The sequence below is a fragment of the Glycomyces sambucus genome, from assembly GCF_900102815.1.
Classification (GTDB): Bacteria; Actinomycetota; Actinomycetes; order Mycobacteriales; family Micromonosporaceae; genus Glycomyces; species Glycomyces sambucus.
Genome location: NZ_FNGF01000005.1, coordinates 1 through 25,930, shown reverse-complemented (window position 1 = coordinate 25,930; position 25,930 = coordinate 1). Strand labels below are relative to the sequence as shown.

Sequence of the window (25,930 nt, the reverse complement as noted above, 5' to 3'; positions counted from 1 at the left end):
TGAACGGCGGTGGGCCGCTCCCCGAGAGGGGAGCGGCCCACCGCCGTCTGCGGGTCCATCGCGGTCGAGTCCAAGATCGCAGGAGTTATCCACAGGTCGGCCCCACCCACTGCACAGAGTTATCCACAGGCCGGAAATCATTTCTCGACACCCGGCGCGATCTCGGCGACTGTTGACTCATGACGCAGATTTCGATGTACCGCAGCACCACGGCAACACTCCCCGAACCCTTCTGGGCGGACGACCTGACCGGCCCCGGCGAGGACCTGCTCCTACGCTTCGAGACGGTCTTCGAGTCCGATTTCAGCCAGGTCGCCACGGGCCGCACCGCGGCCTGGATCCACGGCTTCGATGTGCTTCCACCGGGCGCCGACCAGCGCGGCTGGCCGATCGAGAGCTCCTCGGATCCACCACTCGCCGAGGTCACGGTGGTCGACGGCCTCCCAGTGACCACCCTCGCGCGGACCCTCGTGGACTGCGCCGCCGACCTGCCGCGGCTCGAAGCGGTCGCCGCCGCCGACCAGTTCCTGCGCGCCGGGGTCGACACCCGGCGCCTGGCCGCCGCTCTCGAACCGCTGCACGGCGACCGGCTCCGCCGGGCCAACGCGGCCCTCCTCGCCGCCGACCCGCGCGCCGAGTCGCCGATGGAGTCCTGGACCCGCTGCCTCATCTCGGACGCGGGCCTGCCCGCGCCGGTCCCGCAACTGCGGGTCCGCACGCCGAACGGCAGATCCAGGTTCCTCGACCTCGGCTGGGAGCGGTGGCGGGTCGGTGTCGAATACGACGGCATGGCGACCCACCTGGGCCTCGCCGCCGAGACCGGCGACCGGCGCCGCCACCACCTGCTGGAGAACCTGGGCTGGGAGATCGAGGTCCTGACCGCCTCCGACGTGATGGAGCACCCGCGCCCCTGGCTGGTCCGCCTCCGCGACCTCCTCCTGCGCAAGGGCTGGGACCCGAGCGCCAACGAGCTCCACGACATCAACACGAGCATCGAGGAGGTCTCCCTGGCCCTGAAGCAGTAGCAGCGAGGCCGCGCATCGGGTCGGGAGGCGCCTTCCCGGTCCGGCGGACCGGGAAGGCGCCTCCCGACCCGTCAGGACCGGCCTCCCGAGCTCGCAGCCGAGCGTTCACCGCCAGGCCCTGGTGCCGAGTGGAGCCGCGCCCGACGGAGCCGCAGTGGGGCGGATGGACGACCGCGGCTGAACGACCGCGGCCGCGACAGGAAGGCAGTACAGACTTCGGGCGCGCCATCGACCGGGGCACGACCGCGGTTGCGGCAGGAGAGGGGTTCGGGGCAAGGCGCAACGCCAGCGCGGCCTGCCGCAGTTGCCGCACGGACGGGTTCGGGAGGGGGCGAGGGGTGGGGTGGGGGCGGGGGGGAGGGGCCCCGGAGGCGCTGTTCGGGCCGGTCCGGGTGACGGGCTTCCAGGTGGTGAAAACACCGGGCCGCCCGCAGGCGCGGGCGGGCTAGGATCGGTGCGAGCATTGTTCGAATACGGCGGGGAGCGCACGTGGCTGAAGGGACCTTCAGCGGATTCGCGCGTCCGGCCGAGCCCACGCCGCAGGAGATCAAGGAGTGGGCGCTCGACCCGTACTCGACCGCCCCCGAGGGGCGCCAGTGGGACCTCACCCTCGCCACCGACGAGCTCGCCGACACCTGGCTGGAGCTCGCCGGGGACGCGACCTGCCCGAAGCGGTCGTTCGCGCTGCACGTCCTCTACATCTACGCCGGCGACGCCGTCCGCACCAAGTTCCGCGTGCACCCGCGCAAGCACGTCGACCGGCTCCTCGACACCGCATCGGGCTCGCGGGACCAGTATGTTGGACTGTGGGCAGCCAACACCAAAGCGCTCATCCGCCAGCCGGACCTGTTCGACTACCACGAATGGTGCAACGGCGGCCTGGTGCGACGGCCGCGGCGCCTCAACCCCGGCCCGACGAGAAGATGAGTAGCCATGGCACCGCTTGCAGGGACACCGCGCGCATGACCGATCCGAACCTCCGCATCTCGAATGCCGAGCGCGAAGCCGTCATCGCGCGCCTCCACGCCGCCACCGAGGAGGGCCGCCTCGACCTCAACGAGTTCGCCGAGCGGTCCGGGAAGGCGTACGAGGCCCGCACCTACGCCGAGGTCCAGCGCCTCCTCGCCGACCTCCCCGAGCCCACCGGCGCGCTCGCCGTCCCGCCGCCCTCGGCCCCCGCGCACCCGAATGCCCCCGCCGAGATGCGCCTCGCCCCGAAAGCGTCGTCCATGGAGCGCAAGGGCGACTGGGTCGTCCCCCCGCGCCTGGTCATCGACGCCAAGGCCAGCTCCGTGAAGCTCGACTGCCGCCACGCGGTCATCCGCTCGGGCAGGGTCGACATCGACGTCAACCTCATCGCGTCCTCGCTCGAGGTGGTCCTGCCGCAGGGCGCCTATGCGGCGGACGACAATACGGACGTCATGGCGAGTTCGATATCGAATCACGCCCCCTACAAAGGAGGTACGGGCATTCGCTTCACCTTCTCGGGCAAGGCGAAGGCGAGTTCGGTGACGTTCCGGCACGAGCGCCGTTTCCTGTGGTGGCGCTGGTAGACCGCTCCCGTTGACGTATGGAATTCAGTGAATATTCCGTCGCTGCCGCGTCCTATGTAACGGCCCCATAACAGTCATGCCGGATCGGGATCAACTCCTCTGACGAGGGTTTACAACCGAACCTTCCTCGCAATAGGCTCTTTTCCGTGCGCCGCGGCCACCCCAAGTGACCTTGCGGTGGAGGATCAGTCACCCTCCGCGGTGCGCACCCCCCTTGAGAGGAGCTCATCGCAACATGGGAACTCCGTACCCACACCGATCTCGGCGCGCCCGAGGGCGCACCAGAGCAGGAACCAGAGCCGCGGCCGCGGCCGCCGCCGTCCCGCTGGTGGTCGCCGGCCTCACCGCCGCCGCGGGTCCGGCCTCGGCCGACCCCTCGCTGCCCGAGGTCGTGCCGCAGTACTTCAAAGAGGCCACCGCGCCGGTCGAGTACGAGGACGGCTACTACGTCGTCCAGCTCGCGGCCGACCCCATCGCCACCTATGACGGCGGCGTCTCCGGCCTCGACGCGACCGCCCCCGCGGAGGGCGGCACGATCGACTTCGCCGCCGACGCGGTCGAGGAGTACGCCGGCTTCCTCGCCGACGAGCGCGCCGACGTCATCGACGAGTTCGACGTGGACGCGCTGACCCAGTACGACACGGTCCTCAACGGCTTCGGTGCCCACCTCACCGCCGCCGAGGCCGAGGAGCTGGCCGCCAGCGACGAGGTCCTCGCGGTCATCCCCGACGTCATCTACCAGCCGACCGGCGCGATCGACGCCACCGGCTTCCTCGACGTCTCCGGCAAGGACGGCGCCTGGGAAGAGGAGTTCGGCTCCGCCAAGCACGCCGGTGAAGGCGTCATCGTCGGCGTCCTCGACACCGGCGTCTGGCCCGAGAACCCGGCCCTCGCGCCGCTCTCCGAGCCGCGCCCCGACCAGGCCGAGATCGACGCCAAGTGGAACGGCGAGTGCGAGACCGGCGAGGACGAGGACCCGGCCGGCAACATCGAGTGCAACAACAAGCTCATCGGCGCCCGCTGGTTCGACGCCCGCGGGGTCTCCGCCGCGAGCTACGCGTCGCCGCGCGACTCCGACGGCCACGGCACCCACACCGCCACCACGGCCGCCGGCAACTACAAGACCAAGGTCAAGATCGACGGCGAGAACCTCGGGACGTTCTCCGGCATCGCGCCGGCCGCCCGCGTCGCCGCCTACAAGGTCTGCTGGGGCGGCTGCTCCGGCCTGGACCTCGTGGCCGGTATCGAAGCGGCCGTGGCCGACGGCGTCGACGTCATCAACTTCTCGATCGGCTCGACCGGCACCCCCGAGTTCGTCGACTCCGTGTCGATCGCGTTCTTCAACGCGGCCGCGGCGGGCGTCTTCGTGGCGGCCAGCGCCGGCAACGACGGCCCGACCTCCACGGTCGACCACCAGGAGCCGTGGGTGACCACGGTCGCGGCGTCGTCGCACGACAAGACGTTCCGCACCGAGATCGAGTACGGCCGCACCGAGGTCGAGGCCGCGGGAATGGTCGGCGAGGCCGAGTGGAAGGTGCGCCTGGCCGAGGACGTCGCGCTCGACGGGGCCGATCCGTCCGCGGCGGCGACGTGCAACGCGGGCACGCTGGACGCGGAGCTGGTCGCGGGCAAGGCGATCGTCTGCGTCCGCGGGAACCTGTTCTCGGACAACGCGGACTACATCGCCTCGCTCGGCGGCAAGGCGCTGATCGTGGTGGACCAGTTCGAGCGGGGTCCGGCGAGCGTCGTGACGTCGCAGGCGGTCCCGGTCCTGCACCTGTCCTATGAGGACGGCCAGGACTTCTCGGAGTGGGTGGGCGCGCGCGCCAACCCGAAGATCGAGGTCGAGGGTTCGGAGCTGGAGGACAAGAACGCCCCGGTGATGGCGGACTTCTCGTCGAACGGTCCGGCGCTCGCGGCGGGCCAGAACCTGCTGAAGCCGGACATCACGGCCCCGGGCATGGAGGTCGTCGCGGGTGTCACTCCTGACAACCACGCGGGCAACGACTTCGGTACCAACCAGGGCACGTCGATGGCGAGCCCGCACGTCGCGGGCCTCGCGGCGCTGCTGAAGTCGGAGAACCCGGGCTGGTCGCCGATGGCGATCAAGTCGGCGATCATGACGACGGCGTACCAGGAGGACCAGGAAGGCGACCCGATCCAGCGGGCGGGCGCGGACGCGACCCCGTTCGACTTCGGTGCGGGCCACGCCGACGGCGCGGAGATGTTCGACCCGGGCCTGGTGTACGAGTCGACTCCGGTGGAGTGGATCCAGTACATCTGCGGCACGCCGGAGGCGTACAAGATCCAGTCGAACTGCGACGCTCTGGGTTCGATTGACCCGTCGCAGCTCAACTACCCGTCGATCACGGTCGCGGAGCTGACCGGCGTCTACGAGGTGACCCGTACGGTGACGAACGCGTCGGACAAGAAGTCGACGTACAAGGCCGAGATCACGGCGCCCGCGGGCTTCGAGGTCGAGGTCGACAAGTCCCGGTTCACGTTGAAGGCGGGCGAGTCGACGACGTACACGCTGACGATCACGCGCACTGACGCGGCGTTCGGCGAGTGGTCGTTCGGCGACATCACCTGGGTGGAGACGAAGGGCAACCGCACGGAGCACGAAGTGCGTTCGCCGATCACGGTGAAGCCGTCGCAGCTCGCGGCGGCCGACGAGGTGTCGCTCACGGGCGCTTCGGGTTCGGAGGACCTGTCGGGCCTGTCGGGCTTCGAGGGGACGCTGGGCGCGTCGGTGTCGGGCCTGGTGGCGTCGGAGGTCTCGACCTCGACGCTGACCGACCCGGACTCGTCGACGTTCCCGTCGGATTCGCCGGTGGAGAGCTCGCACGCGGTGTCGTACGAGTTCACGACGCCGGCCGACGCGGCGCTGGTGCGCTTCGCGACGTTCGAGGAGGAGCACCCGACGGGCACCGACCTGGACCTGTTCGTGTACCTGAAGGAGGGCGGGGAGCTGACGCTGGTCGGCTACTCGGCCTCGGGCGGTTCGAACGAGACGGTGACGCTGCCGGGCGGCTACACGTTCGTGGTGTTCGTCGACGAGTGGGCGGGTCCCTCGCCGCTTGAGGCGAGCCTGCACTCGTGGGTCGTGCCGGGTTCGGACGAGGGGAACCTCGCGGTGACCCCGGCCGAGCAGCCGGTCACGACCGGCGGCGCGTACGAGTTGTCGGTGTCGTGGTCGGGCCTGGAGGAGGGCGCGCGCTACCTCGGGACGCTGGACTACGCGGCGGACGGCGAGCCGATCGACGCGACGGTCGTGGGCATCGCGACCTGAGGGCGTTTGAACGCCTAGCGAGGTGACAGACGGGAGGGCGCTCGCCGCGGATGCGGCGGGCGCCCTTTCGCGTGCCCCGGGGAGCGTAGGAGGAGGACGGCTTCGACTGGTGTCCGGATGCGGCCGGGTTCGCTGGCCGGGTGTCCTGCCGCGGCGCGGGCCGGTCGCGGCCGCGTCTGGCCCCGACGGTGTTTGACCCCGACCATGTGTTCTCGATAACATCGACTCGTCTCAATTCCTCGATTCCAGGACAAGGTGGTCCGCCATGAGAAGAAAGCGCATACCCCTCCTCGCCGCGTCGGTCCTCGCCGTCGCGGCGCTCGTCGCCTCGGGATCGCCCGCGCTCGCCGACCCCGGTCGCGGCGGCGGGCACGGGCACGGCCGGGGCTGCGAGGCCGAGGCCCCCGGGGCGCTCGGCGGCGACCTCGGCGCCCACGACCCGGGCCTGTACGCCTCCTGCGAGGAGGGCGGGCCCTGGTACGTGTTCGCGACCGGGTGGGGCCCGCTCGGCCAGGGCAACATCACCATCCGCACCTCGCTCGACGACGGCGCCACCTGGAGCTACACCGACACCGTGTGGGACGTCAAGCCCGCGTGGCTCACCGAGGCCGTCCCCGGGGTCGACAACCTGTGGGCGCCCGAGATCGTCGAGGACGACGGCGACTTCTACCTCTACTACTCCGCCTCCACCTTCGGCCGCCAGCGCTCGGTCATCGGCCTGGCGACCAACACCACGCTCGACCCGGCGGACCCCGACTACGAGTGGGTGGACCGGGGCCAGGTGTGGGAGTCGAACCCGGGCGACCCGTACAACGCGATCGACCCGGCGGTCCTGGAGGCCGGCGGGAAGCGCTACATGGCCTACGGGTCCTGGTGGAGCGGGATCTACATGCTCGAGCTCTCCTGGCCCTCGGGGAAGGTGAAGCGCGGTGCGGCCCCGGTGTTCGTGGCGGGGCGCGGCGGCGCAGGGATCGAGGCGCCCTCGCTGGTGAAGCACGGCCGGTACTACTACCTCTTCACGTCGTGGGACGGGTGCTGCGCGGGCGCGGACTCGACGTACAGCATCCGGGTGGGGCGCTCGACGTCCCCGACGGGGCCGTTCACCGACCGTGACGGGGTGGAGCTGACCGAGGGCGGCGGGACGCTGGTCCTGGGCGCGCACGGCGACTACGTGGCGACCGGCGGGCAGTCGATCCACAACGGGCTCATGGCGTACCACTCGTACCACGAGGACGGGCACTTCGACCTCGGCATCGAGGCGATCGAGTGGCGCCGCGGCTGGCCGGTGCTCGACGGGGCCTAACAACGCCGGGGCCAAAAAACCGCGAGGTCTAAGAACGGCAAGGTCTAAGAACGGCGAGGTCTAAGGACGGTGGAGTCTAGGGCCGGCGGGCCCCGCTCCGTCCGGCCCTCCTGCTTCCCCCACCCACCCGGGGAGCCTGCCGCCGATCCTCCCCCGCGGGTCCGACAGGAATCCGGTCCGCGGCCCGCCGCGACCCGGAGGTTCACCCGGACGAGTGAGCGGCGCCCCGGAGCTCACTGCTCCGGGGCGCCGCTTCGTGCTGTCGCGCAAGGGGTCCGGTCAGGCGTACGGGTCCTCTTCGGCATCGCGGATGATGCCCCAGATCTCCTCGTCCTCCTCGAGCCAGTCCTTGTGCTCGCCTTCGGCGCCGTCCTCGCCGCCCATGCCGCGGCCGCCGCCGGCCATGCCGCCGCCCATCATGCCGCCCATGCCGCCGCCACCGACACCGCCGCCCAGCCCGGCGGCCGTGTTGCCGGCCGCGCCGAGGCCCGTCGCGGAGGCCGCGCCGACGGGGAAGTTCCCGCCGCTGCCCATGGTCGCGCCGCCGGCGCCGCCGGAGGCCAGGCCGCCGCTGATGCCGCCGCCTCCGCCGCCCGCGCCCCCGCCGCCGGGCGGTTCGAGGCCGTCGCCGCCGGAGGGCAGGCCGCCCGTGAGGCCGCCGGAGCCGCCGTCGAGGCCGCCGTACCCGTCGGCGAGCATGTCGGAGGAGTCGCGGAACGTCGAGGGGCTCGACGGGTACGCCTCGGGTTCGAACGTCGAGGCCGACTCCTCCGCGTTCTCCCACCGGTTCACGACGTCCTCGTTCGCGATCTGCGAGCGCGAGTTGTAGTCGTCGATGCCGGCGTTGACGTCGGCGGTGATGTTGTTGTTGGCGTCGGCCTGCGCCCAGGCGCGCGCCTGCTCCTCGGTGATCGGCGGTTCGTCGTTCTTGTGCTTGCGCATGTAGTGGTCGGTCTGGTTCTCGACGTAGTCCTGGACCTCGGACACATAGTCCTTCTCGAAGCCGCCGAGTTCCAGCAGGGCCCCGATGAGGCCGCCGTCGTTGTCGCAGCCGGCGGTGACGTCGCACCAGCCGCTGCGGAACGGGGGCCGCACGTGGACGAGCGGGTCGGTGAACATGGACTCCATGTCGGAGATCCAGTACAGCGGCGCGGGGTACGGCAGTTCGCCGGAGTCGCCGCCCTGGAGGCCGAAGAACTCGTCGGCCTTCTGCTCCAGGAGCCCGACGGCGCCGGTGGTGGCGTCGCCGATGTCGTCGCACACGGAGGCGCAGTTGCCGAGGACGATCTCGACCTGTTCGGCGAACGCGTCGAAGTCGGTGCCCTTCCAGGTCTCGGAGAGCGTGCGCAGGCCGGACTTGAGCATCGGCGCGATCCCGTTGGCGGGGTCGGTGTCGAAGTCATTCTTGAAGGTCTGCCAGTGCTCGCTGACCATGCGGAGGGCGTACTTGTCGGGGTCGTCGGGGCGGACCTCGGCGACCAGGTTGCGGATGCTGTCCTGGCTCGGCGCGGGGGTGCCCTTGGTCTCGACGGTGAGCATCTGGACCTGGCCGGCGATGGGGATGGCCGACACGAGCTTGATCCAGGCGGCCTCGGCCTCGTTGAAGACGTTCTGGCAGCTGCCGTAGCCGCAGGGTTCTCCGGAGAGGAAGAGCGCGTCGGCGTCGCGGCGCTGGTACTCCACGACGGTGGAGTCGTCGGGCGCGTTGTTCTCGTACTCCTCGCGGGGGCCGCGGGGGTGGTCGTCGCGGTCGCGGCCGCGGTGGTCGCCGTCCTCGTCGTCCTCCCGGTCCTCGTCGTCGCGCTCGTCGTCGTCTTCGTCGCGCTCGTCGTCGCGCTCGTCGTCGTCGCGGCCGGTGTCGCCGCTGGTCTGGGTCTCGGGCATGTCGTTCACGCCTCCCTTCGCGACAGGTTGGCGGCCGAGGCGTCATCGGTCTCGACGGCGCGTACGGCGACGGCGTCGACGGTGGAGATGATGCCGGCCAGGTCGGCTTTGAGGTCCTGGAGGTTGGACCAGGTCTGGCGGTGGAATTCGCGGTACATCTCGCGGGCGGTCTGGCCCGAGTCGAGGAGCCCGAAGCCGGGCTCCACTCCGAGTTCGTTGCCGTGCCGCAGCCGTTCGATCAGGGTTTCGAGGAAATCCAAGCGGCCCTGGGCGACCTCGCGGAACTCGGCGAGGGCATCGGGGTCGACGGAGCGATCGGACACGGGGTCACACTCCAAGGGGGACGAGGGTCTGGGTCCAAAGCGGTCTCAATTCTATCCACCCTGTGCCACGCCTTGGGTACTGAGTGTTGCGTCTTTTGTCCGGATAGGAGCCTGCTTGACGCATTGAAAGATCGGTTAATATTCCTGTTTGGCACGACTCCGGGAGACCGTTCACCTGAACGGGCGGAAATGCTCACCGCCGCAACAGGTCCGATCATCACACCAGGAACAGGGGACGACTCCCGCCTCAGTGTCACCTTTGGACGCACATGGAAAAGGCGGCCCCGTAATGCGGAACCGCCTCTCCCGTCGCTTTCGGTGAACGGGAGGCGAATGCCTCCGGTCCTTTAGGCGTCGACCCGCTCGGGGGCCGGCTCGGACTCGCGGAGGTTCTCCGGCGGCGGGGCCACGAACTTGTAGCCGACCTGCCGCACGGTGCCGATCATCGACTCGTACTCCGAGCCGAGCTTCGCGCGCAGCCGCCGCACGTGGACGTCGACGGTGCGGGTGCCCCCGAAGTAGTCGTAGCCCCAGACCTCCCGCAGCAGCTGCTCGCGGGTGAACACGCGGCCCGGGTGCTGGGCGAGGAACCGCAGCAGCTCGAACTCCTTGTACGTCAGGTCGAGCGGGGCGCCCTTGAGCTTCGCGGCGTACGTGTCGGGGTCGACGGTGAGGTCGCCGGCGCGGATCACCGCGGGCCCGGAGGCCGTGGCCGCGTTCGGCTTCCCGGTCGCCAGCCGCAGGCGCGCCTCGACCTCCGCCGGGCCGGACGAGGCGAGCAGCAGGTCGTCGACGCCCCAGTCGGCCTGGAGCGCGGCCAGGCCCGCCTCGGTGACGATCGCGATGAGGGGGACGGTCAGGCCGGTGGCCTGGAGGACGCGGCAGGTGGCGCGGGCGTCGGCGAGGTCGGACCGGGCGTCGACCATGACCGCGTCCGGGCTCGGCCCGCTCAGCAGCGCGCGCACGTCCCGGCCCGCGTACCGCGCGCGGTGCGGCAGCAGCTCCAGGGACGGCAGGATCGATTCAGGGGACTCCGGTACGGGGTTGGAAGTGAGGATCAGGATTTCCAAGGCAGTCCTCCGCTGGTAGGTGAGCACACGCGAATATCGCTCTTCCCGGCTTCTGCGACGGGCGGGCTTACATGCGGTAGGTGGAGTCCCGTCAAAGTGTAAAGGGTCACGGGGCGAATGACCAGCGTCGTGACCGTGCCGCCTCACTATGCGGGACGGCCCGCCGCAAGACCCGCGCAAACCGCCGTTCACCGGACCGACACGCGCCGATCACGCCGCGGGACGGAACGTCACCCCCGCGAGTGGTCGGGCCGACACCCGCGCCTGCGGCCCTTCGAAGGTGAACGGTGCACAAGGGCCTTGCCGTAGGCTGTGACGGTGTCGTACAGCCGACCCGACGAGACCTGGGGCTACGAGCCCCCCGAGGCGGCCCCTCCCGCCGAGGGCGCCGCCTGGGGCGAGACCTACCCCGAGGAGCCGACCCGGTCCGAGCGCCGCCGCGCCGCCGAGGCCCCGGGCCCGCGCCGGCGCGCGGACACCGGCGCCTACCGGGCCGCCGGCGGCCGCGAGGACCACACGCTCCCGCCCCCCAACCCCCACCTGATCCACCGCCTCCCCGCCATCGCCGTCGTCATCGTCGTCAGCGCCGGCCTCGTGCTCGGCGCCCAGATGGAGCGGCCCGTCTACGCCGCCGGGATCGCCGTCCTCCAGGTCGCGACGGTCGCCCTGCTCACGTGGGTGCGCAGGATCGAGGGGGCGTGGATCACCCTCGTGGTCGCCTCCGCGCTCGCCGTCGCCGCCGACTGGGTCGCCGTCACGTGGCAGCCGGTCTCGCTCCTGCCGGTCACCGTGCTCCTCGCGCTCGCGTTCGGGGCCGCCGTCGCCGGGCAGCTCGTGCGCCGCACCCACGAAGGGGTCACCGAGAGCCTCGGGTTCACGATGGTCCTCGGCATCGCCGTATGCGGGTACGCCTGCTACATCGCCCTGTCCCGCTTGGGATCCGCGCCCCCCGCGATGTACTCGGCGGTCGTCGCCGCCGGGACCGCGATCCTCGCCGCCCGCGCCGTCGACCTCGTCATGCCCGACCCGCGCATCAACCGTCAGGTCACCCGCGGCGCCTTCGGGATCGTCATCGGCACCATGTGCGGCACCGCCTCCGCCGCGTACGCCGGGCTCGTCATCGAGGGCCCCGACCCCGAGCACGCCGCGATCGGCGGCCTCCTCGTCGCCCTCATCGCGGTCCTCTCCGACCTCGCGTGCGGCTACATGTCCGCGTCCCGGCGCATCGACGGCGCCGGCACCGCCCCGAACCCCGTGGTCAGCGCCGCCGGCCCCCTCCTCGCGTTCGCCGTCACCGGCCCCGTCGTCTACCTCCTGAGCGCCTATTACATGATCGACTGACGCACCCCGCACCCCGCGACTCTCCCTGGAGCCCACTGGTGAAGATCCTCCGCCGCCTCCTCATCACCCTCGTCGTCGTGCTCGCGCTGGCCGCCCTCGGCGACCGGGTCGCGAACGCGGTCGCCGAGCGGCGCATCGCGACCGAGGTCGCGGCCACCGCCGCCGACCACGGCGCCTACTCCGACCAGCGCCCGGACGTGACGATCCACGGCTGGCCCTTCCTCACCCAGGCGTGGAGCGGCGACTTCGAGCAGATCGACATCACCCTCAAGGACGTCGGCGCCGAAGGGCTCGTCTTCCCCGAGCTCGCCATGACCGCGTACGACGTCGACGCCGACTGGCGCGAGCTCTCCGACGGCGGCGACGCCGTCGCCCGCACCCTCGACGTCTCCGGGTCCATCTCCATCGACGCCGTCGAGGACCTCCTCGCCGAGCAGACCGGCTGGGACCTGGAGATCGACGAGGAGGGCAACGCCACCCTCGCCGCGACCGAGGAGCTCGGCGGGATCACCGTCGACCTCCAGGCCAGCGGCAAGGTCGACGTCGGCGACGGGGTCATCAGCTTCACCCCCGACGCCGTGGAGTCGGTCACCGAGGGCCTGCCCGCCAGCGTCCAGCCGCTCGTCGAGGAGTTCGCGTCGCAGCTCACCTCCACCGTCGAGATCCCCGAGCTGCCGTACGGGATCACCCTGGAGGAGATCGCGTTCGAGGGCGACGTGGTCGCGATCTCGGGCACCGCCGAGGACGTCGTCCTCACCTGAGCGGTGACCGCGCGCTCGCATTCGGTGGGGCCGGCCGTCCGCATCGCGAGAACGGGTGTGGATTCGGCCCCCGAAGTCTGCTAGCGTTCTGCCCATGCGCAAGCCTCTGCTCACGAAGCGGCGCGCGATCGACTACTGCATGATCGCGGCCACGCTCTGTCGAATGCCTTAGGCGACTCGCCCGGCCCCGGAGGCCGACGGCAGTCGCCGCATTGCGGCCCAGCGTGCGCGGCACGAGAATCGTGCGACCGACGCGTACAGAAGTGCAGAGTCAGAGCAAGGCTTGCTTCCACAGGTCCCCTTCCACCCGCCGTCCACCGGCGTGAACGGGACCGCCTCGAATCCAGGAACGTCGATCCCCTGGATCTCCCTGCCTGCTCAGCCGCGACCGCGGCGCCACCGCACCGCCGGGCCCTCTCGAACTCGGAACCGTCGATAGCCATTTCCATTCAGCGTTCAGGAGAGAACAGCCATGGCCCGTGAAGACGTGCTGGTCACCGCCGATTGGGCGGAAGAGAACCTCGACACCCCCGGAGTCGTGTTCGTCGAAGTCGACGAGGACACCTCCGCCTACGACAGCGGCCACATCAAGGGCGCCGTCAAGATCGACTGGAAGGACGACCTCCAGGACCCGGTCCGCCGCGACTTCGTGAACCAGGAGCAGTTCTCGCAGCTCCTCTCCGAGCGCGGGATCGCCAACGACGACACCGTCGTCCTCTACGGCGGCAACAACAACTGGTTCGCCGCCTACGCCTACTGGTACTTCAAGCTGTACGGCCACGAGAGCGTCAAGCTCCTCGACGGCGGCCGCAAGAAGTGGGAGCTCGACGCCCGCGACGTCACCACCGAGACCGTCAAGCGCGAGGCCACCTCCTACGAGGCCAAGCCGCTCGACTGGGACCTGCGCGCCAAGCGCGACGAGGTCGAGGCCGCCATCGGCGTCAAGAACCTCATCGACGTCCGCTCCCCCGACGAGTACGCCGGCCGCCTCCTGGCCCCGGCCCACCTCCCGCAGGAGCAGTCCCAGCGCGCCGGCCACATCCCCACCGCGCTCAGCGTCCCGTGGTCCAAGGCCGCGAACGAGGACGGCACCTTCAAGTCCGAGGCCGAGCTCCGCGAGCTCTACGTCACCGAGGCCGGCCTCGACGAGGGCAAGTCGACCATCGCCTACTGCCGCATCGGCGAGCGCTCCAGCCACACCTGGTTCGCGCTCCGCGAGCTCCTCGGCTACGAGGACGTCAAGAACTACGACGGCTCCTGGACCGAGTACGGCTCCCTCGTCGGCGTCCCGATCGCCCTCGGCGACGAGCCCGGCACCAAGTAGCACCGGCGACGGTACCGAAAGGAATCTCCATGTCTGACAGCTGCGCTGCACCCGACCAGGACCTGGCCCTGCCGGCGTCGGTCGACCTCGCGAAGGAGACCGTGCTCAGCGGCACGGTCGTCAACGAGGAGGGCGAACTGGTCCAGGGCGCGTACGTGCGCCTCCTCGACGGCACCGGCGAGTTCACCGCCGAGGTCGTCACCGGCGAGGGCGGCCAGTTCCGCTTCTTCGCCGCCCCCGGCAAGTGGACGCTCCGAGCGCTCTCGCGCTACGGCGACGCCACCGGCGAGATCGAGGCCGCCCGCGGCGTCAACGAGACCAGGCTCGCCGTCAGCCGCTTAGGGGACACTCCCTGAACCAGCCAGGGGACGCCGGCGGCGACGCCGGGAGGTACGCAGCTCGTAAATCCCAGTCCCGGGCTTGAAGAAGGGGCCCGCCGCATCAGCGGCGGGCCCCTTCGGCGTTCCATGTCCTGCTCCCCTGTTCCTCTGTTCCTCTGTGCCCTTGTTTCTCTGTGTCCCTGTTTCTCTGTGCCCCTTACCGCTTCGCGTCCTGGTAGCGGGCCGTCTTCGTCTCCGGGTCGTAGAACCCGGCCGGGGTCCGCAGGATCACGTTGACCCGGTTCCAGGCGTTGATCTGCGCGCACATCGCCACCAGGGCCGCGATCTGCTCGTCGTCGTAGTGCTCGCGCACCGCCGCCCACACCTCGTCGCTCACGCCGTGCGGGTTGTCGGCGAGCCGCGCCGACTCCTCCGCGAGCGCCAGCGCCGCCCGCTCGGCCGCGTCGAACGCGGGCGCCTCGCGCCACACCGTCACCAGGTTGAGCCGCTCGGGGTCGTCGCCGGCGTGCACGGCGTCCTTGTAGTGCATGTCGGTGCAGTAGCCGCAGCCGTTGATCTGGCTGGCGCGGAGCTTGACGAGCTCCATCGTCCGGTGCGGGACGGTGCTCGCGGTGTGGAACAGCTTCTCGTTGGCGATCATGTTCTCGTAGTACGACTTGGCGAACTCGGTGCCGGTGAAGTCGAGTCGGGCTTCCATGGCGGTTCCTTCCTATCGGGGCCGGTGCACTTCGTGGATGCCGGTGAGCTTGTCGGGGTTGCGGACCATGTCGACCGCGACGATGCGGCCGTCGGCGATGCCCAGGAGCGTGATGCCGCCGACCTCGCCGCCCACGACACTGAGGAGCGCGGGGCCGCCGTTGACCGTGGTGGTCCGGTGCGCGAAGTCGACGTACCTGGCGGTGACGCCGATGAGGAACCGGGCGACCCGCTCGGCGCCGCGCACCGGGTTGCGGGCGGCCTTGACGACCCCGCCGCCGTCGGAGGTGAGGACCGCGTCGGGGTCGAGGAGCGCGGTGAGCCCGTCGAGGTCGCCGGAGACGACGGCCTTCGAGAACGCCTGGACGACGTGCCGGTGCTCCTCGGGGTCGACGTCGAAGCGAGGCTTGCGGGCCTCGACGTGCTCGCGGGCGCGGCTGGCGAGTTTGCGGCAGGACGCGGGGGCGCGCCCGAGGGCGGCGCCGACCTCCTCGAAGGTGAGGCCGAAGACGTCGTGGAGGACGAACGCGGCCCGCTCGGCGGGGCTCAGGGTCTCCAGGACCACGAGCATGGCCCACGAGAGGGAGTCGGCGAGGCCCACGGAGTCGGCCGGGTCGGGGGCGGTCTCGACGGGCTCGGGCAGCCACGGGCCGACGTACGCCTCGCGGCGGACGCGCGCGGAGCGCAGGACGTCGAGCGCGAGCCGGGAGGTCGTGGTCACGAGCCAGCCGGTGAGGTCGTCGATCGCGTCGATGTCGCTGCGCTGCAAGCGGACCCAGGCTTCCTGGACGACGTCCTCGGCGTCGGCGACGGAGCCGAGGAGGCCGTAGGCGACGCCGGCGAGCCGCGGGCGCAGCTCCGCGAAGTGCGCCAGCGCGCGGACCGCGGGCGGTGCCGCGGGCCCCTCGGCGTTCGGTTCCGGTTCGTTCATGTCGAGAGGACGGGGCATGGTTCAAGAGTGTGACACCCGATCGCGGATTGTGACGGGTGTCTCGCAGTTCCGCTAGGGCAGACTGGTCCCCGTGTTCTCGAACGTCTCGGCGCGCTGGCGCCGCCGCCTGCGCGTCGCCGTCGCGGTGTGGGCGGTCGTGCTCCTGGCCGCCGCGTTCGCGGGGACGCGGGCCACGGTCCGCGAGCAGATCGCCGCGGCCGACGCCCGCGCGGCGATGGACGCGCTCCTCGGCGAGGCCGCGGCGGCGGTGACGGGCGCGGCGGTCCTCGCCGCCGGGCCCCTGGAGGCGGAGGCGTGCGAGGTCACGCCGGTGCGGCCGGGCCTGTCGCTCTCGCGCACGATCCAGGTCTCCGGCGCCACGACCGAGCAGATCGAAGGGCTCGCCGACCGGTTCGGGCTCGCCGCGTCCTCCGACGTCGCGGCCGCGGTCTGGTCGGGCGACACCGACGGCTACCTGAGCCTGCGGATCACCGCCGAACAGCCGGACCCGCCGGGCGGGCGCTGGTCGGAGCCGGTGCTGCTCCAGGCGGTCACGGGCTGCCGGCCGTCGAGCGACGGCGTCGGCGCGTTCGCGCCCGAACCGCCCCTGGGCTCGACCGGTGCGTGGCGGTACGGGTCGGTGCCCTGCCCGGGCGGGGAGGCGCTGGCGAGCTGGACCGAACCTGTTGCGGCCGAGCCGTTCCTGGTCCACGAGACCACGGGCGGCTGCGCCTGACGGCGGTACGCTGCCCGCCGGTCTTCTACTTGTCGATGTCGCCGACGACGAAGAACATCGAGCCGAGGATCGCGATCATGTCGGGGATGAGGCAGCCGGTCATGAGCGTGGCGAGGGCCTGCACGTTCGCGTAGGAGGCGGTGCGGAGCTTGAGCCGGTACGGGGTCTTCTCGCCGCGGCTGACGAGGTAGTAGCCGTTGGCGCCCAAGGGGTTCTCGGTCCACACGTACGTCTCGCCCGCCGGCGGTCTGAAGATCTTCGGGAGCTTGGAGTTGACCGGGCCGGGGGTCGTGACGGCGCGGCCGAGGCAGAAGCGGGCGAGTTCGATCGAGGCGGCGACCTGGTCGAGCAGGCAGATGAAGCGCGCGTAGCAGTCGCCTTCGGTGCGGGTCACGACCGGCACGTGGAGCTCGCCGTACGCGAGGTAGGGCTCGTCGCGGCGGAGGTCGAAGTCGAGGCCGGAGGCGCGCGCGACCGGTCCGGAGACGCCGAACGCGGCCGCGGTCGCGGCGTCGAGGACGCCGATGCCCTTGGTGCGGGCGGCGAAGATCTCGTTGTGCCGCAGAAGCTTGTCGAGGCGGACCATGCCGGCCTCGACCTCGTCGACGGCCCGGCGGGCCCGGTCCTCCCAGCCGTCGGGCACGTCGTTCTTGAGGCCGCCCACGCAGTTGTACATGTAGTGGACGCGGCCGCCGCTGGCCTCCTCCATGACCGCCTGGAGGCGCTCGCGTTCGGTGAACGCGTAGAACATCGGGGTGATCGCGCCGATCTCCAGCGGGTAGGAGCCGAGGAACATGAGGTGGTTGAGGACGCGGTTCATCTCCGCGAGCGCCATGCGCAGCCACACGGCCCGCTCGGGGACCTCGATCCCGGCCAGGCGCTCGGCCGCGAGGGCGACCCCGAGTTCGGAGGAGAACGCCGAGAGCCAGTCGTGGCGGTTGGCGAGGAGCATGATCTGGCGGAAGTCGCGCACCTCGTAGAGCTTCTCGGCGCCGCGGTGCATGTAGCCGACGATCGGCTCGCACTCGGTGACGCGCTCGCCGTCCACCCGCAGGCGCAGCCGCAGGACCCCGTGGGTCGAGGGGTGCTGCGGGCCGATGTTGAGCACCATGTCGGCCGGTTCGGTCCCGGCGCCCACGCCGACGGTCAGCTGTTCGGTCACCTCCTCATCGTGGCAGTTCCGGGCGGCTTGGGGAAGAGCGGCCGCGCCGGGTCCTGCATGTCGTAGGTTGGTGGCGGCCCGGGCACGACGCGGTGCCGCGGCCGGCGGGTGCAGTGGCGCGGTGTCCTGGAGCAGGGTCTTGGAGCAGGGTCTTGGAGCAGTGTCGTGGCGCGGAGTTGCCGAGCCCTGGCATCCTAGACGGAGCATCCGACATTGGAGGTGTGGCCGAATGGACCGCGATCAGATGCGCGCCTCGGAGAGCGACCGCCAGGTCGTCATGGAGCGCCTTCGTCAGGCGGTGGAAGAGGGCCGCCTGGACGTCGGCGAGTACCAGGACCGGGTCGACGCCGCCATGCGCGCCCGCGTGTACACCGAGCTCGACGTCCTCATCTCCGACCTCCAGCAGCTCCCGCCGCCGGGCTACCGGGAGGCGTCGATGGAGCCGACCCGGGAGCTGCGGCCCCAGTCGCTGTCGAAGGCGAACCAGCAGCTGCGCGACTCCGCGGAGGAGCGCTCCTCGAAGTGGAAGATCGCGGGCGTGGCCGTCGCGATCGCCGCGGCGGCGTGCCTGGTGATCTTCCTGCTGTCCCCGGAGCTGTTCCTGTACATCGCGATCGGGGTCCTGGTGGTCCTGGTGCTGTTCGTGGTGGCGGCGTTCTCGGGCCTGTTCTGACCGTCAGGCCGCCGGGTAGGCGGGCCACTTCCCGGGGTTGAGGTGGTAGGCGGCGAGGGCGTTGGCGTGGCCGTGCCCAAGGCCGTGCTCGGCCTTGAGGTGGTCGACGACCGCCTTGTGGCCGGTGAGGCCGCTCGCCTCGATGTCGGCGAGCCAGTCGGCGATCGGGCGCCCGTACTTCTGCTCGATGGACGGGAAGTACGAGGTCGGTCCCTTGGGCTGGTCGCTCATGCGGTGCTCCTTCGTGCGGCGCGAGTGCCTGACGGTGTCACCCTTGCAGACGAGATCCGGGGCCGGGATTCATCGGCGAACGCGGAAGGGGCGGCCGGGGTCACACCCGGCCGCCCCTTCGATCGTGCGCCTAGCGCGGCTCGATGTCGCAGTTGTTGAGGACCCCCTGGCGCAGGACGCCGAGGGCGCGCTCGGAGACGACGAGGCTGCCGTCGGAGGCGGCGCCGAAGTCGTCGGACCCGGCGGTGCCGGTGAGCTGGAGCCACTGCCACTTGGGCAGGTCGATGGGGCCGTCGGCGAGCTCTTCGGCGTCCTCGCCGAGGACGACCTCGGCGTCGGCGAAGCGGTAGCCGGACAGTCCCGCCTCACCGATGAGGCCGGCCAGGTGCTCCGTGACGACGAAGCAGGGGGTCGACTCCAGGATCTCGTCGCCGAGCCAGTCCTGGATCACGTACTGGAGCCGGGACACGACGGGCGGGTGCACCGAGGTGTCCATGACCGTGTCCTCGCCGAGCTCGCCGGCGACTTCGGGCTCCAGAAGGTAGTAGCTCATTGGCGAATCCTAACTTAAGGGACGGACGGATTGAAGTTCGTGCCCAGCTTGAGGTCGATCCTCGTCGCTTGGTCGAGGATCTGCTGCCGGGTGGCGTTGGGGTGGCTCTTGTAGAACTGGTTCCACTCCTTGCGGATCTCGCTCAGGTGGACGCGGCTGTTCACCTGCCCCTTGGGGATGCCGCGGAGGTTCTGGAGCGAGTGCATCTCGGCGGCGCTGAAGCGGCCCGGGTAGCGGCGCAGGACCTGCTGCTCGACGGCGTGGTGGACGACCACCTTGCCCTTGAGCTTGGGGTGCTGCTTGAAGAACGTGCCCTTGTAGTCGTTGTTGAGGGCGTTGCCGACCCTGGCGCGCCAGCGCGAGCGCGTGGCCTTCTGCGCGGTGCTCTTGACGGTCTTGTTGACCCAGTTGCCGCCGCCCTTGCCGGTGCGGAAGAACTTGGTGTTGCTGATGAGACCGGAGATGATCTTGGCGCCCTTGGCGGTGGTCTTCCGCGCGGCGCGGGTGCGCATCCTAACCATTGAGCACCGACTCAATTGCCATGTCGAGCAGCATGTCGATGAGCTTGGAGGTGATCATCTTGAAGATGGGGATCTCCAGCAGCGAGGCGCCGAAGGTCACCACCGCGGTCGCGATCGCCTGGGCGATCTGGATCGCGAGGGTGATGAGCTGGACGATCATCTGCATCTTCAGGGCCAGGACGACGCCGGCGGCGATCATGAGGCCGATGCTGATGATGTTGGAGGGCTCGCCGATGTCCGCGATGTTGCGGACGGCCGACTCGCCGTCCTCCCACTCGGACTTGAACGCCGCGATCTCCTCGCCGATGTTGTTGTCGATGACGGTCTTGGCGGCGGCGTCGAGCTTGTCGATCGCGCCGGTGATCTGGTCGGCGAGGTTCGTCCAGGTGTCGCCGAGGTTGTAGAGCTTCTCCTCGTCGGGCTCGGGCCAGTCGTAGCCGAGCATGCTGAGAAGGCTTCTCAGCTCGGAGGGCAGTTGCAAACCCACTGGGGTCTCCTTCGAAGGGAGGGGACACTGCGGAGCGTCCGGGGTACGGAGCGTTATGAAGGAGTTGATGCGGGCCGGTGCCGGCGGCCGTTGGGGGGGGAGGGGGAGAGGGGGGAGGGAGGACCGGGTCTACTTGCCGAGCTCGGCGAGGATCCGCTGGAAGATCCGCTCGATCTCGCTGTCGTTGGCGTCGTGGTCGTCGGCGATCTGGCGCAGGCTGTTGGCGTAGTCGCCGAGGTCCTCGATGTTGGTGGTGATGCACTCGATGATGGCCTCCATGCAGCACTGGTGGGCCAGGTCGAGGAGGCTGCCGATCATGTCGCCGCCGAAGGAGTCCGAAAGACCCTCTACAGAGGACTTGAACTGGTCGAACAGGCCCTGCACCATCTCGGTGGCGGCGTCGAGCTGCTGTGCGCCCTCGCGGATGGAGTCGGTCTCGATCTTCACGACCATGTCATTTCCCCCCTTGGAGTTTCGCCATGACCTGGCTGATGTGCGCGGTCATGTCGCGCATCTGGCGCACGCCCTGCTCCTGGATCTGGGCGACGGCCGCGCCGATCGCCTCCAGGTCGGGCGTGGGCACGTCGGCCGAGAGCGCCTCGGCGCGGGCGTCGAGTGCGGCGTTGACGGCCTTCGCGATCTCCACTTCGAGGAACTCGGTGCCCTCCTTGAGGACGCGCTCCTCGGCGAAGCGGAACTTCGTGACGCGGCCGTTCGGGCCTAGGGTGACCTCGATGCGTCCGTCGGCCGATTCGGCGGTGACGGACTGCACCGGTCGCTCCTGCTGCTGTCTGACTTCGTCGAGCGCCGAGCGGGCTTCCGCCAGCTGCTGGGCGATCGCTTCCTCACCGAACATGCCGCCTCCGGGGGTCTCAGTGGACTCGGTGTGGCCTCCAGCATAAACCGGGGCCGCCACTTTGGGGTCCCCTGAATGTGCCGCTCCACCAGGGGATTCGGCAACCTTGTTCACAGTGTGTCAGGAGTTCGTGTCGTCCGCTTTCGGGGCGGTTCGGGCCCGATTCAGGCCGTTCCGCCGCGGATCGCGGCGGCCTTGGCGGGGTCGGGGAGGTAGGCGAAGTGCTCGTCCCGGTCGCAGCGGAGCCAGCCGTCGCGGACGTGGAGGCGGGCGACCTGGACGGTGGAGCGGCGCCCGCCGCCGGGGTGGGTGAAGTAGAAGAGGTACGCCTCGTCGGGGCCCTGGGTGAGGGCCATGGCGTGGTGGCCGAGGGCCTCGTCGTAGGCGCGGCGGCCGGGTCCGGCGAGGAGCGGGACGGGCTGGCGGTGCCAGTGGTCGAGGTCGGTGGAGCGGTGGACGAGGAGGCCGGACCAGCCGTCGGTGACCATCCAGTAGACGCCGCCGAGGGCGAACACGGTGGGGCCCTCCTGGGCCTGGTCGGTGACGGCGGGGCCGGCGGGGGTCCAGGCGTAGAGGTCGTCGGAGTCGGCGGTGTGGATGTGGCTGCCGCGGCGCTCGTCCTTGAACCACATGCGCCACCTGCCGTCCGGGAGGCGGTGGACCGTGGCGTCGATGGCGCGCTCGGAGTCGGTGTCGACGGTGGACCGGTACGTCCAGGCCGCGAGGTCGGCCGAGGTGTAGTGGCGGATCTCGGCGGGGCCGGTCCAGTCCTCGCGGATGCCCTCCAGGTAGGTGACGTACATGTGCCAGGTGCCGTCGTGGCGCAGGACCTCTGGGGCCCACCAGGTGTCGTGGTTCTGGCAGTCCGGGCCGGCGGCGGTGCCGGCGTACGTCCAGGTGCGGCCGTCGGGGCTGGTGGCGTGGCCGATGTCGGTGCCGTGGACCCAGGCGACGCTGCTGTCATTCCCGATCGCGTCGGGGGCGGTGGCGCGGCGCTGGGTGTAGAAGAGGTGCCACAGGCCCGACTCGGGGTCGTGGACGACGGTGGGGTCGGTGGGGCCGTCGAAGACCGGGTCGGTGAAGAGCGGTGCGGGGGCCCGGAGGTCGTCGGGGTTCGAGGCGGGACCGGTCGTCATGGTTCCTCCATGGTGGTCGGCGGCCGGGGGTGGCCGGGCCTGGTGGGGTGCTTGAAAGGTAGCGTAGGCAAACGCTTTCTACAACCTGCGTCCGCGCCCGCCCACTGCCGTCCGGTCCGGCGAGGATCGTCGCCTCCAGCGCCCGAGTGCGCAGAATGCGCCCGAACGAGTGATCCGGTACCGTTGTGCGCATGGACCTCAACGCGGACCTGGGGGAGGGTTTCGGCCGCTGGGAGCTCACCGACGACGCCGCACTGCTGCGGATCGTCACGAGCGCGAATGTCGCGTGCGGTTTCCACGCCGGGGACCCGGCCACGCTCCAGCGCGTGTGCGCCCTCGCCGCCGCGGCGGGGGTGCGGATCGGGGCGCAGGTCTCCTACCGGGACCTCGCCGGGTTCGGGCGGCGCGAGATGGACGTGCCGCCGCGGGAGCTCGCCGCCGAGGTCGCGTACCAGATCGGGGCGCTGCGGGTCTTCGCCGAGGCGGCCGGGTCGCACGTCGCCTACGTCAAACCCCATGGCGCCCTTTATCATCGGGCCGGACGGGATGCGGCCCAGGCCGCGGCCGTCGTGGAAGGCGCGCGCCTCGCGGGGGTGGGGGTCGTGCTGACGCAGCGGGGGAGCGAGCTCGACCGCGCCGCGGCGGGGGCCGGGCTGCGGGTCGCGGGCGAGGCGTTCGCGGACCGGGGCTACCTGGGGGACGGGCGCCTGGTGCCGCGGGGGGAGCCGGGGGCGCTCCTCGGGGCCGGGGCCGCGGTCGCGCAGGCGGTCGACCTGGCCGCCGACGGCGAGGTCACCGCGATCGACGGGAGCCGCGTCCCTGTTGCGGCCGAGTCGATCTGCGTGCACGGCGACGGTCCCGACGCGGTCGCGGTCGCCGCGTCCATCCGGGCCGCATTGGACGAACGAGGCATCGACGTGGAGGCTTTCTCGTGAGCACCGGAAGAACGACCGCCGCCCACCGGCTCAGGCCACTCCCGGCCGGGCCCAGGGGCATCCTGATCGACTGCGGCACGACGGCCGCGGCCCGCGCCTGCTACCGCTCGCTCCAGAACCGGCGCATGTCCGGGCTGCTGGAGGCCGAAGACCTCGTCCCGGGGGCGACCACGGTCCTCGTCGACGGCGTCGACGAGCCCGAACTCCTCGCCGCCGAGCTGCCGGGCTGGCCGCTCGCCGAGGAGCCCGAGGCCGCCGGCGAGGCGGTCGAGATCCCCGTCTGCTACGACGGTCCCGACCTCGAAGCCGTTGCGGCCCTGTGGGGTGTGAGCACCGACGCGGTCGCCGACATCCACTCGGGGATCGAGTACGAGGCGGCGTTCTGCGGCTTCTCCCCCGGCTTCGCGTACCTCGAAGGGCTCCCCGAGCGGTACCAGGTGCCGCGCCGCGAGAGCCCGCGCACGAAGGTCCCGGCCGGGTCAGTCGCGATCGCCGGGCCCTACACGGGCGTGTACCCACGCTCCAGCCCCGGCGGCTGGCAGCTCATCGCGACCATGACGAACCCGGGGCGGCTGTGGAACGAGCACCGCGAACCCGCGGCGCTCCTGGTCCCCGGCACGCGGGTGCGGTTCGCGGCGGTGCGCGTATGAGCCACATCGAGATCCTGCGCGCGGGCGTGCTCACGACCTGCCAGGACGCGGGCCGGCCCGGCTGGGGGCACCTCGCGGTGCCGCCCTCCGGCGCGGCCGACCATCCTTCGTGGAGGCTCGCGAACCAGCTCGCGGGCAACCCGACCGGGGCGTGCGCCCTGGAGACGACCCTGAACGGCGCCACCGTGAAGGCGCACCGGAACGTCACCGTGGTCGTCGGCGGGGCGCCGTGCGCGGTCACCGTCGACGGGCGGCCCGAGTCGTGGGGGCAGCCGGTGAAGCTCCAGGCCGGGTCGGTGCTCGACGCCGGGCCCGCCGAGGTCGGCGTCCGCTCGTACCTGGCGTTCTCCGGTGGGCTGCACCCGAAGTCGAGCCTCGGCTCGCACTCGACGTGCTTGCTGTCGGGGCTGGGTCCGGCGCCGCTGAAGGACGGCGACACGATCCCGCTGGGCCCGAGCCTCGCGCATCCGCCGCTGCCGACGCAGTGGCCGGCGCCGTGGGCGGGCATCGGCGAGGAGATCGTCATGAAGCTCCACCTGGGGCCGCGGCTCGAATGGTTCCGGCCCGAGGCGGTCGCGGAGCTGACGCGCGGTGTGTGGACGGTCTCGGAGCACTCCAACCGGATCGGGCTGCGCCTGGAGGGTCCGGAGCTCAAGCGCGTCAACCCGGGTGCGGAGCTGCCGAGCGAGGGCATCGCGGCCGGGGCGCTCCAGGTGCCGCCGAACGGCCAGCCGATCCTGTTCGGCGCCGACCATCCCACGACCGGCGGCTACCCGGTCGTCGGCGTCGTCGGCCCCGAGGCCCGCGCCGCGGGCGCGCAGGCGCGCCCGGGGACCAGGATCCGGTTCGTCCCGATCCCGATGCCCCACTGGAGCAAGCGGGGATAGTGACGGCGGGCCGGTCGTGGGAGTGCGGCTGATGGGCCTGCGGCGTAAGGCAACATGGCTATGAGCGGTGTGCTGTACCCGCCGGGATGCGGTTCGGCATTCGGTCGAGGGTCGCTCGCCGCGCGGTGCAGTACGCCGATCCGGCCTGGGCTCGGCCTGGCGTTCCTGCCGGGATCGGAATCAGGATGCGTTGCGGCGCAAGACGACCGTGCCGCGCTCGTGCGGAAGGCGCTCGACGGTGAAGTCGGGGTGGGCGTCGGCCCAGCGGGCGGCGATGGCGCGCTCGTCGGGGCGGTCGGCGTCGTCGAGCACCACGAGGGCGTCCTTCGCGAGCCGTTCGGCGAGCACCGGCAGCGCCGGGAAGCGGGCCTGCGGGCCGGTCTGGGCGGGCGGGCCGTCCACCAGGAGCAGTTCGATCTCGTTGAGGGGCAGCAGGCTCGGGTCGTACCAGCGCCAGATCTCGCCGCCGAGGTCGACATCGGTCAGGGGCGCGTCGACCACGCGGCCCCAGCCGCCGAGGCCGCGCGACTCCAGTTCGGCGCGGGTCTGCGCGGCGTAGTGCGGGTCGTGCTCCAGGGCCGTCACCTGCCCCGAGCCGATCGCACGGGAGACGAGCGCGAGGACCACCGTGCTCGTCCCGGAACCGCATTCGAGGACCCGCGCGCCGCCGCGGGCGACGACCTCCTCGGCGAGGAACCGGGTCAGCTCGGGCCCGGCGGCCCAACCGCGCATCCGCGGCAGCGCCCCGCGGGCCCCGGTCAGGTGGTAGAGCGCCAGCAGGTCCTCGACCTGCGCGTACCCGGTCCGCGCGGCCGCCTTGGCGGCCTTGCGGTCCGCCCGCGCCTCGGCCTCGATCGCGTCGAGCCGCCGGTCGATGCCCGCCTGCGCCTCACGCACGCCCGCGACCGCTTCGCCGAGGCCCTTGAGCCGCTCGGTCAGCTCGATGAGCAGCATCCGGTCGGACGGTCCCATGGCACTGCCCCCTTCGCGGGCTCGTCGCACATTGGGCCCACCCTAGGACAGATCCGCGACCGATGCCAGTAGCCCGCCCGCCCCGAAGCCAGTCCACCAGCGGCGCTGTCACCCGATCGCCCCCACTCGCGGCTCGCGGCTCACGGCTCACGGCTCACGGCTCACGGCTCACGGCTCACGGCTCACGGCTCACGGCTCACGGCTCACGGCTCACGGCTCACAACCTATGCGCGATATCGAGAGGCTTGCCGCGCTGCCCGCCCTCCCCCTCCCCCTCCCCCTCCCCC

The 25,930-nt window shown here is 71.2% G+C and carries 28 protein-coding genes; 14 read left to right on the top strand and 14 right to left on the bottom strand.

What is annotated here, in order from left to right; translation table 11 throughout:
* The first annotated feature begins 179 nt into the window (after positions 1-179).
* From BLS99_RS15420 to BLS99_RS15400, 5 genes are all read left to right on the top strand, one after another.
* A complete protein-coding gene (locus tag BLS99_RS15420; protein WP_143034826.1) occupies positions 180-1,025 on the top strand; it encodes a hypothetical protein in 846 nt (281 codons plus the stop codon).
* A gap of 489 nt (positions 1,026-1,514) precedes the next feature.
* Entirely contained in the window at positions 1,515-1,952 is a 438-nt protein-coding gene (locus BLS99_RS15415; RefSeq protein WP_091051598.1) for a hypothetical protein, read from the top strand.
* Between the two features lie 35 nt (positions 1,953-1,987).
* Positions 1,988-2,578 carry a DUF1707 SHOCT-like domain-containing protein gene (locus tag BLS99_RS15410; RefSeq protein ID WP_176953383.1) on the top strand — a complete coding sequence of 197 codons (591 nt, stop codon included), beginning with the start codon at positions 1,988-1,990 and terminating at the stop codon, positions 2,576-2,578.
* A gap of 235 nt (positions 2,579-2,813) precedes the next feature.
* The gene (locus tag BLS99_RS15405; protein ID WP_091051592.1) at positions 2,814-5,870 is read left to right on the top strand and encodes a S8 family serine peptidase; all 3,057 of its coding nucleotides are present in this window, start codon (positions 2,814-2,816) and stop codon (positions 5,868-5,870) included.
* Positions 5,871-6,135: 265 nt separating this feature from the next.
* The gene (locus BLS99_RS15400; RefSeq protein ID WP_091051588.1) at positions 6,136-7,173 is read left to right on the top strand and encodes an arabinan endo-1,5-alpha-L-arabinosidase; all 1,038 of its coding nucleotides are present in this window, start codon (positions 6,136-6,138) and stop codon (positions 7,171-7,173) included.
* A 279-nt stretch (positions 7,174-7,452) separates the two neighbouring features.
* Here the strand turns inward: BLS99_RS15400 and BLS99_RS26295 are convergent, their stop codons facing one another.
* The 3 genes from BLS99_RS26295 to BLS99_RS15385 all read right to left on the bottom strand — a co-directional run bounded on the left by BLS99_RS26295 (position 7,453) and on the right by BLS99_RS15385 (position 10,450).
* Positions 7,453-9,066 carry a hypothetical protein gene (locus BLS99_RS26295; protein ID WP_091051585.1) on the bottom strand — a complete coding sequence of 538 codons (1,614 nt, stop codon included), beginning with the start codon at positions 9,064-9,066 and terminating at the stop codon, positions 7,453-7,455.
* Positions 9,063-9,380 carry a hypothetical protein gene (locus tag BLS99_RS15390; protein WP_091051582.1) on the bottom strand — a complete coding sequence of 106 codons (318 nt, stop codon included), beginning with the start codon at positions 9,378-9,380 and terminating at the stop codon, positions 9,063-9,065. The genes BLS99_RS26295 and BLS99_RS15390 overlap by 4 nt, the downstream gene beginning before the upstream one ends.
* Positions 9,381-9,727: 347 nt before the next feature.
* Positions 9,728-10,450, bottom strand: a complete 723-nt coding sequence (locus tag BLS99_RS15385; RefSeq protein ID WP_091051580.1) for a winged helix-turn-helix transcriptional regulator — start codon at positions 10,448-10,450, stop codon at positions 9,728-9,730.
* Between the two features lie 318 nt (positions 10,451-10,768).
* On the opposite strand from BLS99_RS15385, the gene BLS99_RS26290 reads away from it, so the two are divergent.
* The 4 genes from BLS99_RS26290 (at position 10,769) to BLS99_RS15370 (ending at position 14,232) form a co-directional block, all read left to right on the top strand.
* The gene (locus tag BLS99_RS26290) at positions 10,769-11,791 is read left to right on the top strand and encodes a hypothetical protein (protein WP_176953382.1); all 1,023 of its coding nucleotides are present in this window, start codon (positions 10,769-10,771) and stop codon (positions 11,789-11,791) included.
* 38 nt (positions 11,792-11,829) lie between these two features.
* Positions 11,830-12,552 carry an LmeA family phospholipid-binding protein gene (locus BLS99_RS26285; RefSeq protein ID WP_176953381.1) on the top strand — a complete coding sequence of 241 codons (723 nt, stop codon included), beginning with the start codon at positions 11,830-11,832 and terminating at the stop codon, positions 12,550-12,552.
* Positions 12,553-13,024: 472 nt separating this feature from the next.
* Positions 13,025-13,876 (top strand): sulfurtransferase, encoded by an 852-nt coding sequence (locus tag BLS99_RS15375; protein WP_091051577.1) that lies wholly within the window; start codon positions 13,025-13,027, stop codon positions 13,874-13,876.
* 29 nt (positions 13,877-13,905) lie between these two features.
* Positions 13,906-14,232 carry a DUF1416 domain-containing protein gene (locus BLS99_RS15370; RefSeq protein ID WP_091051574.1) on the top strand — a complete coding sequence of 109 codons (327 nt, stop codon included), beginning with the start codon at positions 13,906-13,908 and terminating at the stop codon, positions 14,230-14,232.
* A gap of 181 nt (positions 14,233-14,413) precedes the next feature.
* Here BLS99_RS15370 and BLS99_RS15365 read toward each other — a convergent pair whose 3' ends face one another.
* Both BLS99_RS15365 and sigJ read right to left on the bottom strand, forming a co-directional pair.
* On the bottom strand, positions 14,414-14,914 hold the full coding sequence (locus BLS99_RS15365; protein ID WP_091051570.1) for a carboxymuconolactone decarboxylase family protein: 501 nt from the start codon (positions 14,912-14,914) through the stop codon (positions 14,414-14,416).
* Between the two features lie 12 nt (positions 14,915-14,926).
* The gene (gene sigJ, locus BLS99_RS15360; RefSeq protein WP_091051567.1) at positions 14,927-15,844 is read right to left on the bottom strand and encodes an RNA polymerase sigma factor SigJ; all 918 of its coding nucleotides are present in this window, start codon (positions 15,842-15,844) and stop codon (positions 14,927-14,929) included.
* A 91-nt stretch (positions 15,845-15,935) separates the two neighbouring features.
* Between sigJ and BLS99_RS15355 the strand changes: the two genes are divergently transcribed.
* Positions 15,936-16,580 (top strand): hypothetical protein, encoded by a 645-nt coding sequence (locus BLS99_RS15355; RefSeq protein WP_091051564.1) that lies wholly within the window; start codon positions 15,936-15,938, stop codon positions 16,578-16,580.
* Between the two features lie 25 nt (positions 16,581-16,605).
* Here BLS99_RS15355 and BLS99_RS15350 read toward each other — a convergent pair whose 3' ends face one another.
* Positions 16,606-17,691 carry an NADH-quinone oxidoreductase subunit D-related protein gene (locus BLS99_RS15350; protein ID WP_091052689.1) on the bottom strand — a complete coding sequence of 362 codons (1,086 nt, stop codon included), beginning with the start codon at positions 17,689-17,691 and terminating at the stop codon, positions 16,606-16,608.
* Between the two features lie 280 nt (positions 17,692-17,971).
* Between BLS99_RS15350 and BLS99_RS26280 the strand changes: the two genes are divergently transcribed.
* Entirely contained in the window at positions 17,972-18,415 is a 444-nt protein-coding gene (locus BLS99_RS26280; protein ID WP_176953380.1) for a DUF1707 SHOCT-like domain-containing protein, read from the top strand.
* A gap of 3 nt (positions 18,416-18,418) precedes the next feature.
* Here the strand turns inward: BLS99_RS26280 and BLS99_RS15340 are convergent, their stop codons facing one another.
* The 7 genes from BLS99_RS15340 to BLS99_RS15310 form a co-directional block, all read right to left on the bottom strand.
* Positions 18,419-18,646 (bottom strand): DUF4287 domain-containing protein, encoded by a 228-nt coding sequence (locus BLS99_RS15340; RefSeq protein ID WP_091051556.1) that lies wholly within the window; start codon positions 18,644-18,646, stop codon positions 18,419-18,421.
* 130 nt (positions 18,647-18,776) lie between these two features.
* Complete coding sequence (locus BLS99_RS15335) at positions 18,777-19,199, bottom strand: hypothetical protein (protein WP_091051553.1); 423 nt, start codon at positions 19,197-19,199, stop codon at positions 18,777-18,779.
* A gap of 14 nt (positions 19,200-19,213) precedes the next feature.
* Positions 19,214-19,711, bottom strand: a complete 498-nt coding sequence (locus BLS99_RS15330) for a hypothetical protein (RefSeq protein WP_091051549.1) — start codon at positions 19,709-19,711, stop codon at positions 19,214-19,216.
* Position 19,712: 1 nt separating this feature from the next.
* Positions 19,713-20,165: a WXG100-like domain-containing protein gene (locus tag BLS99_RS15325; protein WP_218126530.1), complete on the bottom strand. Its 453-nt coding sequence runs from the start codon at positions 20,163-20,165 to the stop codon at positions 19,713-19,715.
* Positions 20,166-20,336: 171 nt separating this feature from the next.
* Positions 20,337-20,660 (bottom strand): WXG100 family type VII secretion target, encoded by a 324-nt coding sequence (locus tag BLS99_RS15320; RefSeq protein WP_091051542.1) that lies wholly within the window; start codon positions 20,658-20,660, stop codon positions 20,337-20,339.
* A gap of 1 nt (position 20,661) precedes the next feature.
* Positions 20,662-21,063 (bottom strand): YbaB/EbfC family nucleoid-associated protein, encoded by a 402-nt coding sequence (locus BLS99_RS15315; RefSeq protein WP_091051538.1) that lies wholly within the window; start codon positions 21,061-21,063, stop codon positions 20,662-20,664.
* Between the two features lie 164 nt (positions 21,064-21,227).
* Positions 21,228-22,199, bottom strand: a complete 972-nt coding sequence (locus BLS99_RS15310) for a family 43 glycosylhydrolase (RefSeq protein WP_091051535.1) — start codon at positions 22,197-22,199, stop codon at positions 21,228-21,230.
* Between the two features lie 191 nt (positions 22,200-22,390).
* Between BLS99_RS15310 and BLS99_RS15305 the strand changes: the two genes are divergently transcribed.
* From BLS99_RS15305 to BLS99_RS15295, 3 genes are read left to right on the top strand one after another with little or no spacing between them, the layout of a single operon-like run.
* Positions 22,391-23,134: a LamB/YcsF family protein gene (locus BLS99_RS15305; protein ID WP_091051531.1), complete on the top strand. Its 744-nt coding sequence runs from the start codon at positions 22,391-22,393 to the stop codon at positions 23,132-23,134.
* Positions 23,131-23,784, top strand: coding sequence for a 5-oxoprolinase subunit B family protein (locus BLS99_RS15300; protein WP_091051528.1), 654 nt, complete (start codon positions 23,131-23,133; stop codon positions 23,782-23,784). Before BLS99_RS15305 ends, BLS99_RS15300 begins: the two co-directional genes overlap by 4 nt.
* Positions 23,781-24,671 (top strand): 5-oxoprolinase subunit C family protein, encoded by an 891-nt coding sequence (locus BLS99_RS15295; RefSeq protein ID WP_091051523.1) that lies wholly within the window; start codon positions 23,781-23,783, stop codon positions 24,669-24,671. Before BLS99_RS15300 ends, BLS99_RS15295 begins: the two co-directional genes overlap by 4 nt.
* Positions 24,672-24,851: 180 nt before the next feature.
* Here the strand turns inward: BLS99_RS15295 and BLS99_RS15290 are convergent, their stop codons facing one another.
* Entirely contained in the window at positions 24,852-25,643 is a 792-nt protein-coding gene (locus tag BLS99_RS15290) for a class I SAM-dependent methyltransferase (protein ID WP_091051520.1), read from the bottom strand.
* Between the last annotated feature and the right edge of the window lie 287 nt (positions 25,644-25,930).

Excerpts from the sequence above, each read along its gene's own strand:
- BLS99_RS15420 (WP_143034826.1), top strand. The coding sequence starts at position 180 with ATGACGCAGATTTCGATGTACCGCAGCACCACGGCAACACTCCCCGAA.
- BLS99_RS15410 (WP_176953383.1), top strand. The coding sequence starts at position 1,988 with ATGACCGATCCGAACCTCCGCATCTCGAATGCCGAGCGCGAAGCCGTC.
- BLS99_RS15405 (WP_091051592.1), top strand. The coding sequence starts at position 2,814 with ATGGGAACTCCGTACCCACACCGATCTCGGCGCGCCCGAGGGCGCACC.
- BLS99_RS15400 (WP_091051588.1), top strand. The coding sequence starts at position 6,136 with ATGAGAAGAAAGCGCATACCCCTCCTCGCCGCGTCGGTCCTCGCCGTC.
- BLS99_RS15375 (WP_091051577.1), top strand. The coding sequence starts at position 13,025 with ATGGCCCGTGAAGACGTGCTGGTCACCGCCGATTGGGCGGAAGAGAAC.
- BLS99_RS15370 (WP_091051574.1), top strand. The coding sequence starts at position 13,906 with ATGTCTGACAGCTGCGCTGCACCCGACCAGGACCTGGCCCTGCCGGCG.
- BLS99_RS15365 (WP_091051570.1), bottom strand. The coding sequence starts at position 14,914 with ATGGAAGCCCGACTCGACTTCACCGGCACCGAGTTCGCCAAGTCGTAC.
- sigJ (WP_091051567.1), bottom strand. The coding sequence starts at position 15,844 with ATGAACGAACCGGAACCGAACGCCGAGGGGCCCGCGGCACCGCCCGCG.
- BLS99_RS15350 (WP_091052689.1), bottom strand. The coding sequence starts at position 17,691 with ATGGTGCTCAACATCGGCCCGCAGCACCCCTCGACCCACGGGGTCCTG.
- BLS99_RS26280 (WP_176953380.1), top strand. The coding sequence starts at position 17,972 with ATGGACCGCGATCAGATGCGCGCCTCGGAGAGCGACCGCCAGGTCGTC.
- BLS99_RS15340 (WP_091051556.1), bottom strand. The coding sequence starts at position 18,646 with ATGAGCGACCAGCCCAAGGGACCGACCTCGTACTTCCCGTCCATCGAG.
- BLS99_RS15335 (WP_091051553.1), bottom strand. The coding sequence starts at position 19,199 with ATGAGCTACTACCTTCTGGAGCCCGAAGTCGCCGGCGAGCTCGGCGAG.
- BLS99_RS15330 (WP_091051549.1), bottom strand. The coding sequence starts at position 19,711 with ATGCGCACCCGCGCCGCGCGGAAGACCACCGCCAAGGGCGCCAAGATC.
- BLS99_RS15325 (WP_218126530.1), bottom strand. The coding sequence starts at position 20,165 with ATGCTCGGCTACGACTGGCCCGAGCCCGACGAGGAGAAGCTCTACAAC.
- BLS99_RS15320 (WP_091051542.1), bottom strand. The coding sequence starts at position 20,660 with ATGGTCGTGAAGATCGAGACCGACTCCATCCGCGAGGGCGCACAGCAG.
- BLS99_RS15315 (WP_091051538.1), bottom strand. The coding sequence starts at position 21,063 with ATGTTCGGTGAGGAAGCGATCGCCCAGCAGCTGGCGGAAGCCCGCTCG.
- BLS99_RS15310 (WP_091051535.1), bottom strand. The coding sequence starts at position 22,199 with ATGACGACCGGTCCCGCCTCGAACCCCGACGACCTCCGGGCCCCCGCA.
- BLS99_RS15305 (WP_091051531.1), top strand. The coding sequence starts at position 22,391 with ATGGACCTCAACGCGGACCTGGGGGAGGGTTTCGGCCGCTGGGAGCTC.
- BLS99_RS15295 (WP_091051523.1), top strand. The coding sequence starts at position 23,781 with ATGAGCCACATCGAGATCCTGCGCGCGGGCGTGCTCACGACCTGCCAG.
- BLS99_RS15290 (WP_091051520.1), bottom strand. The coding sequence starts at position 25,643 with ATGGGACCGTCCGACCGGATGCTGCTCATCGAGCTGACCGAGCGGCTC.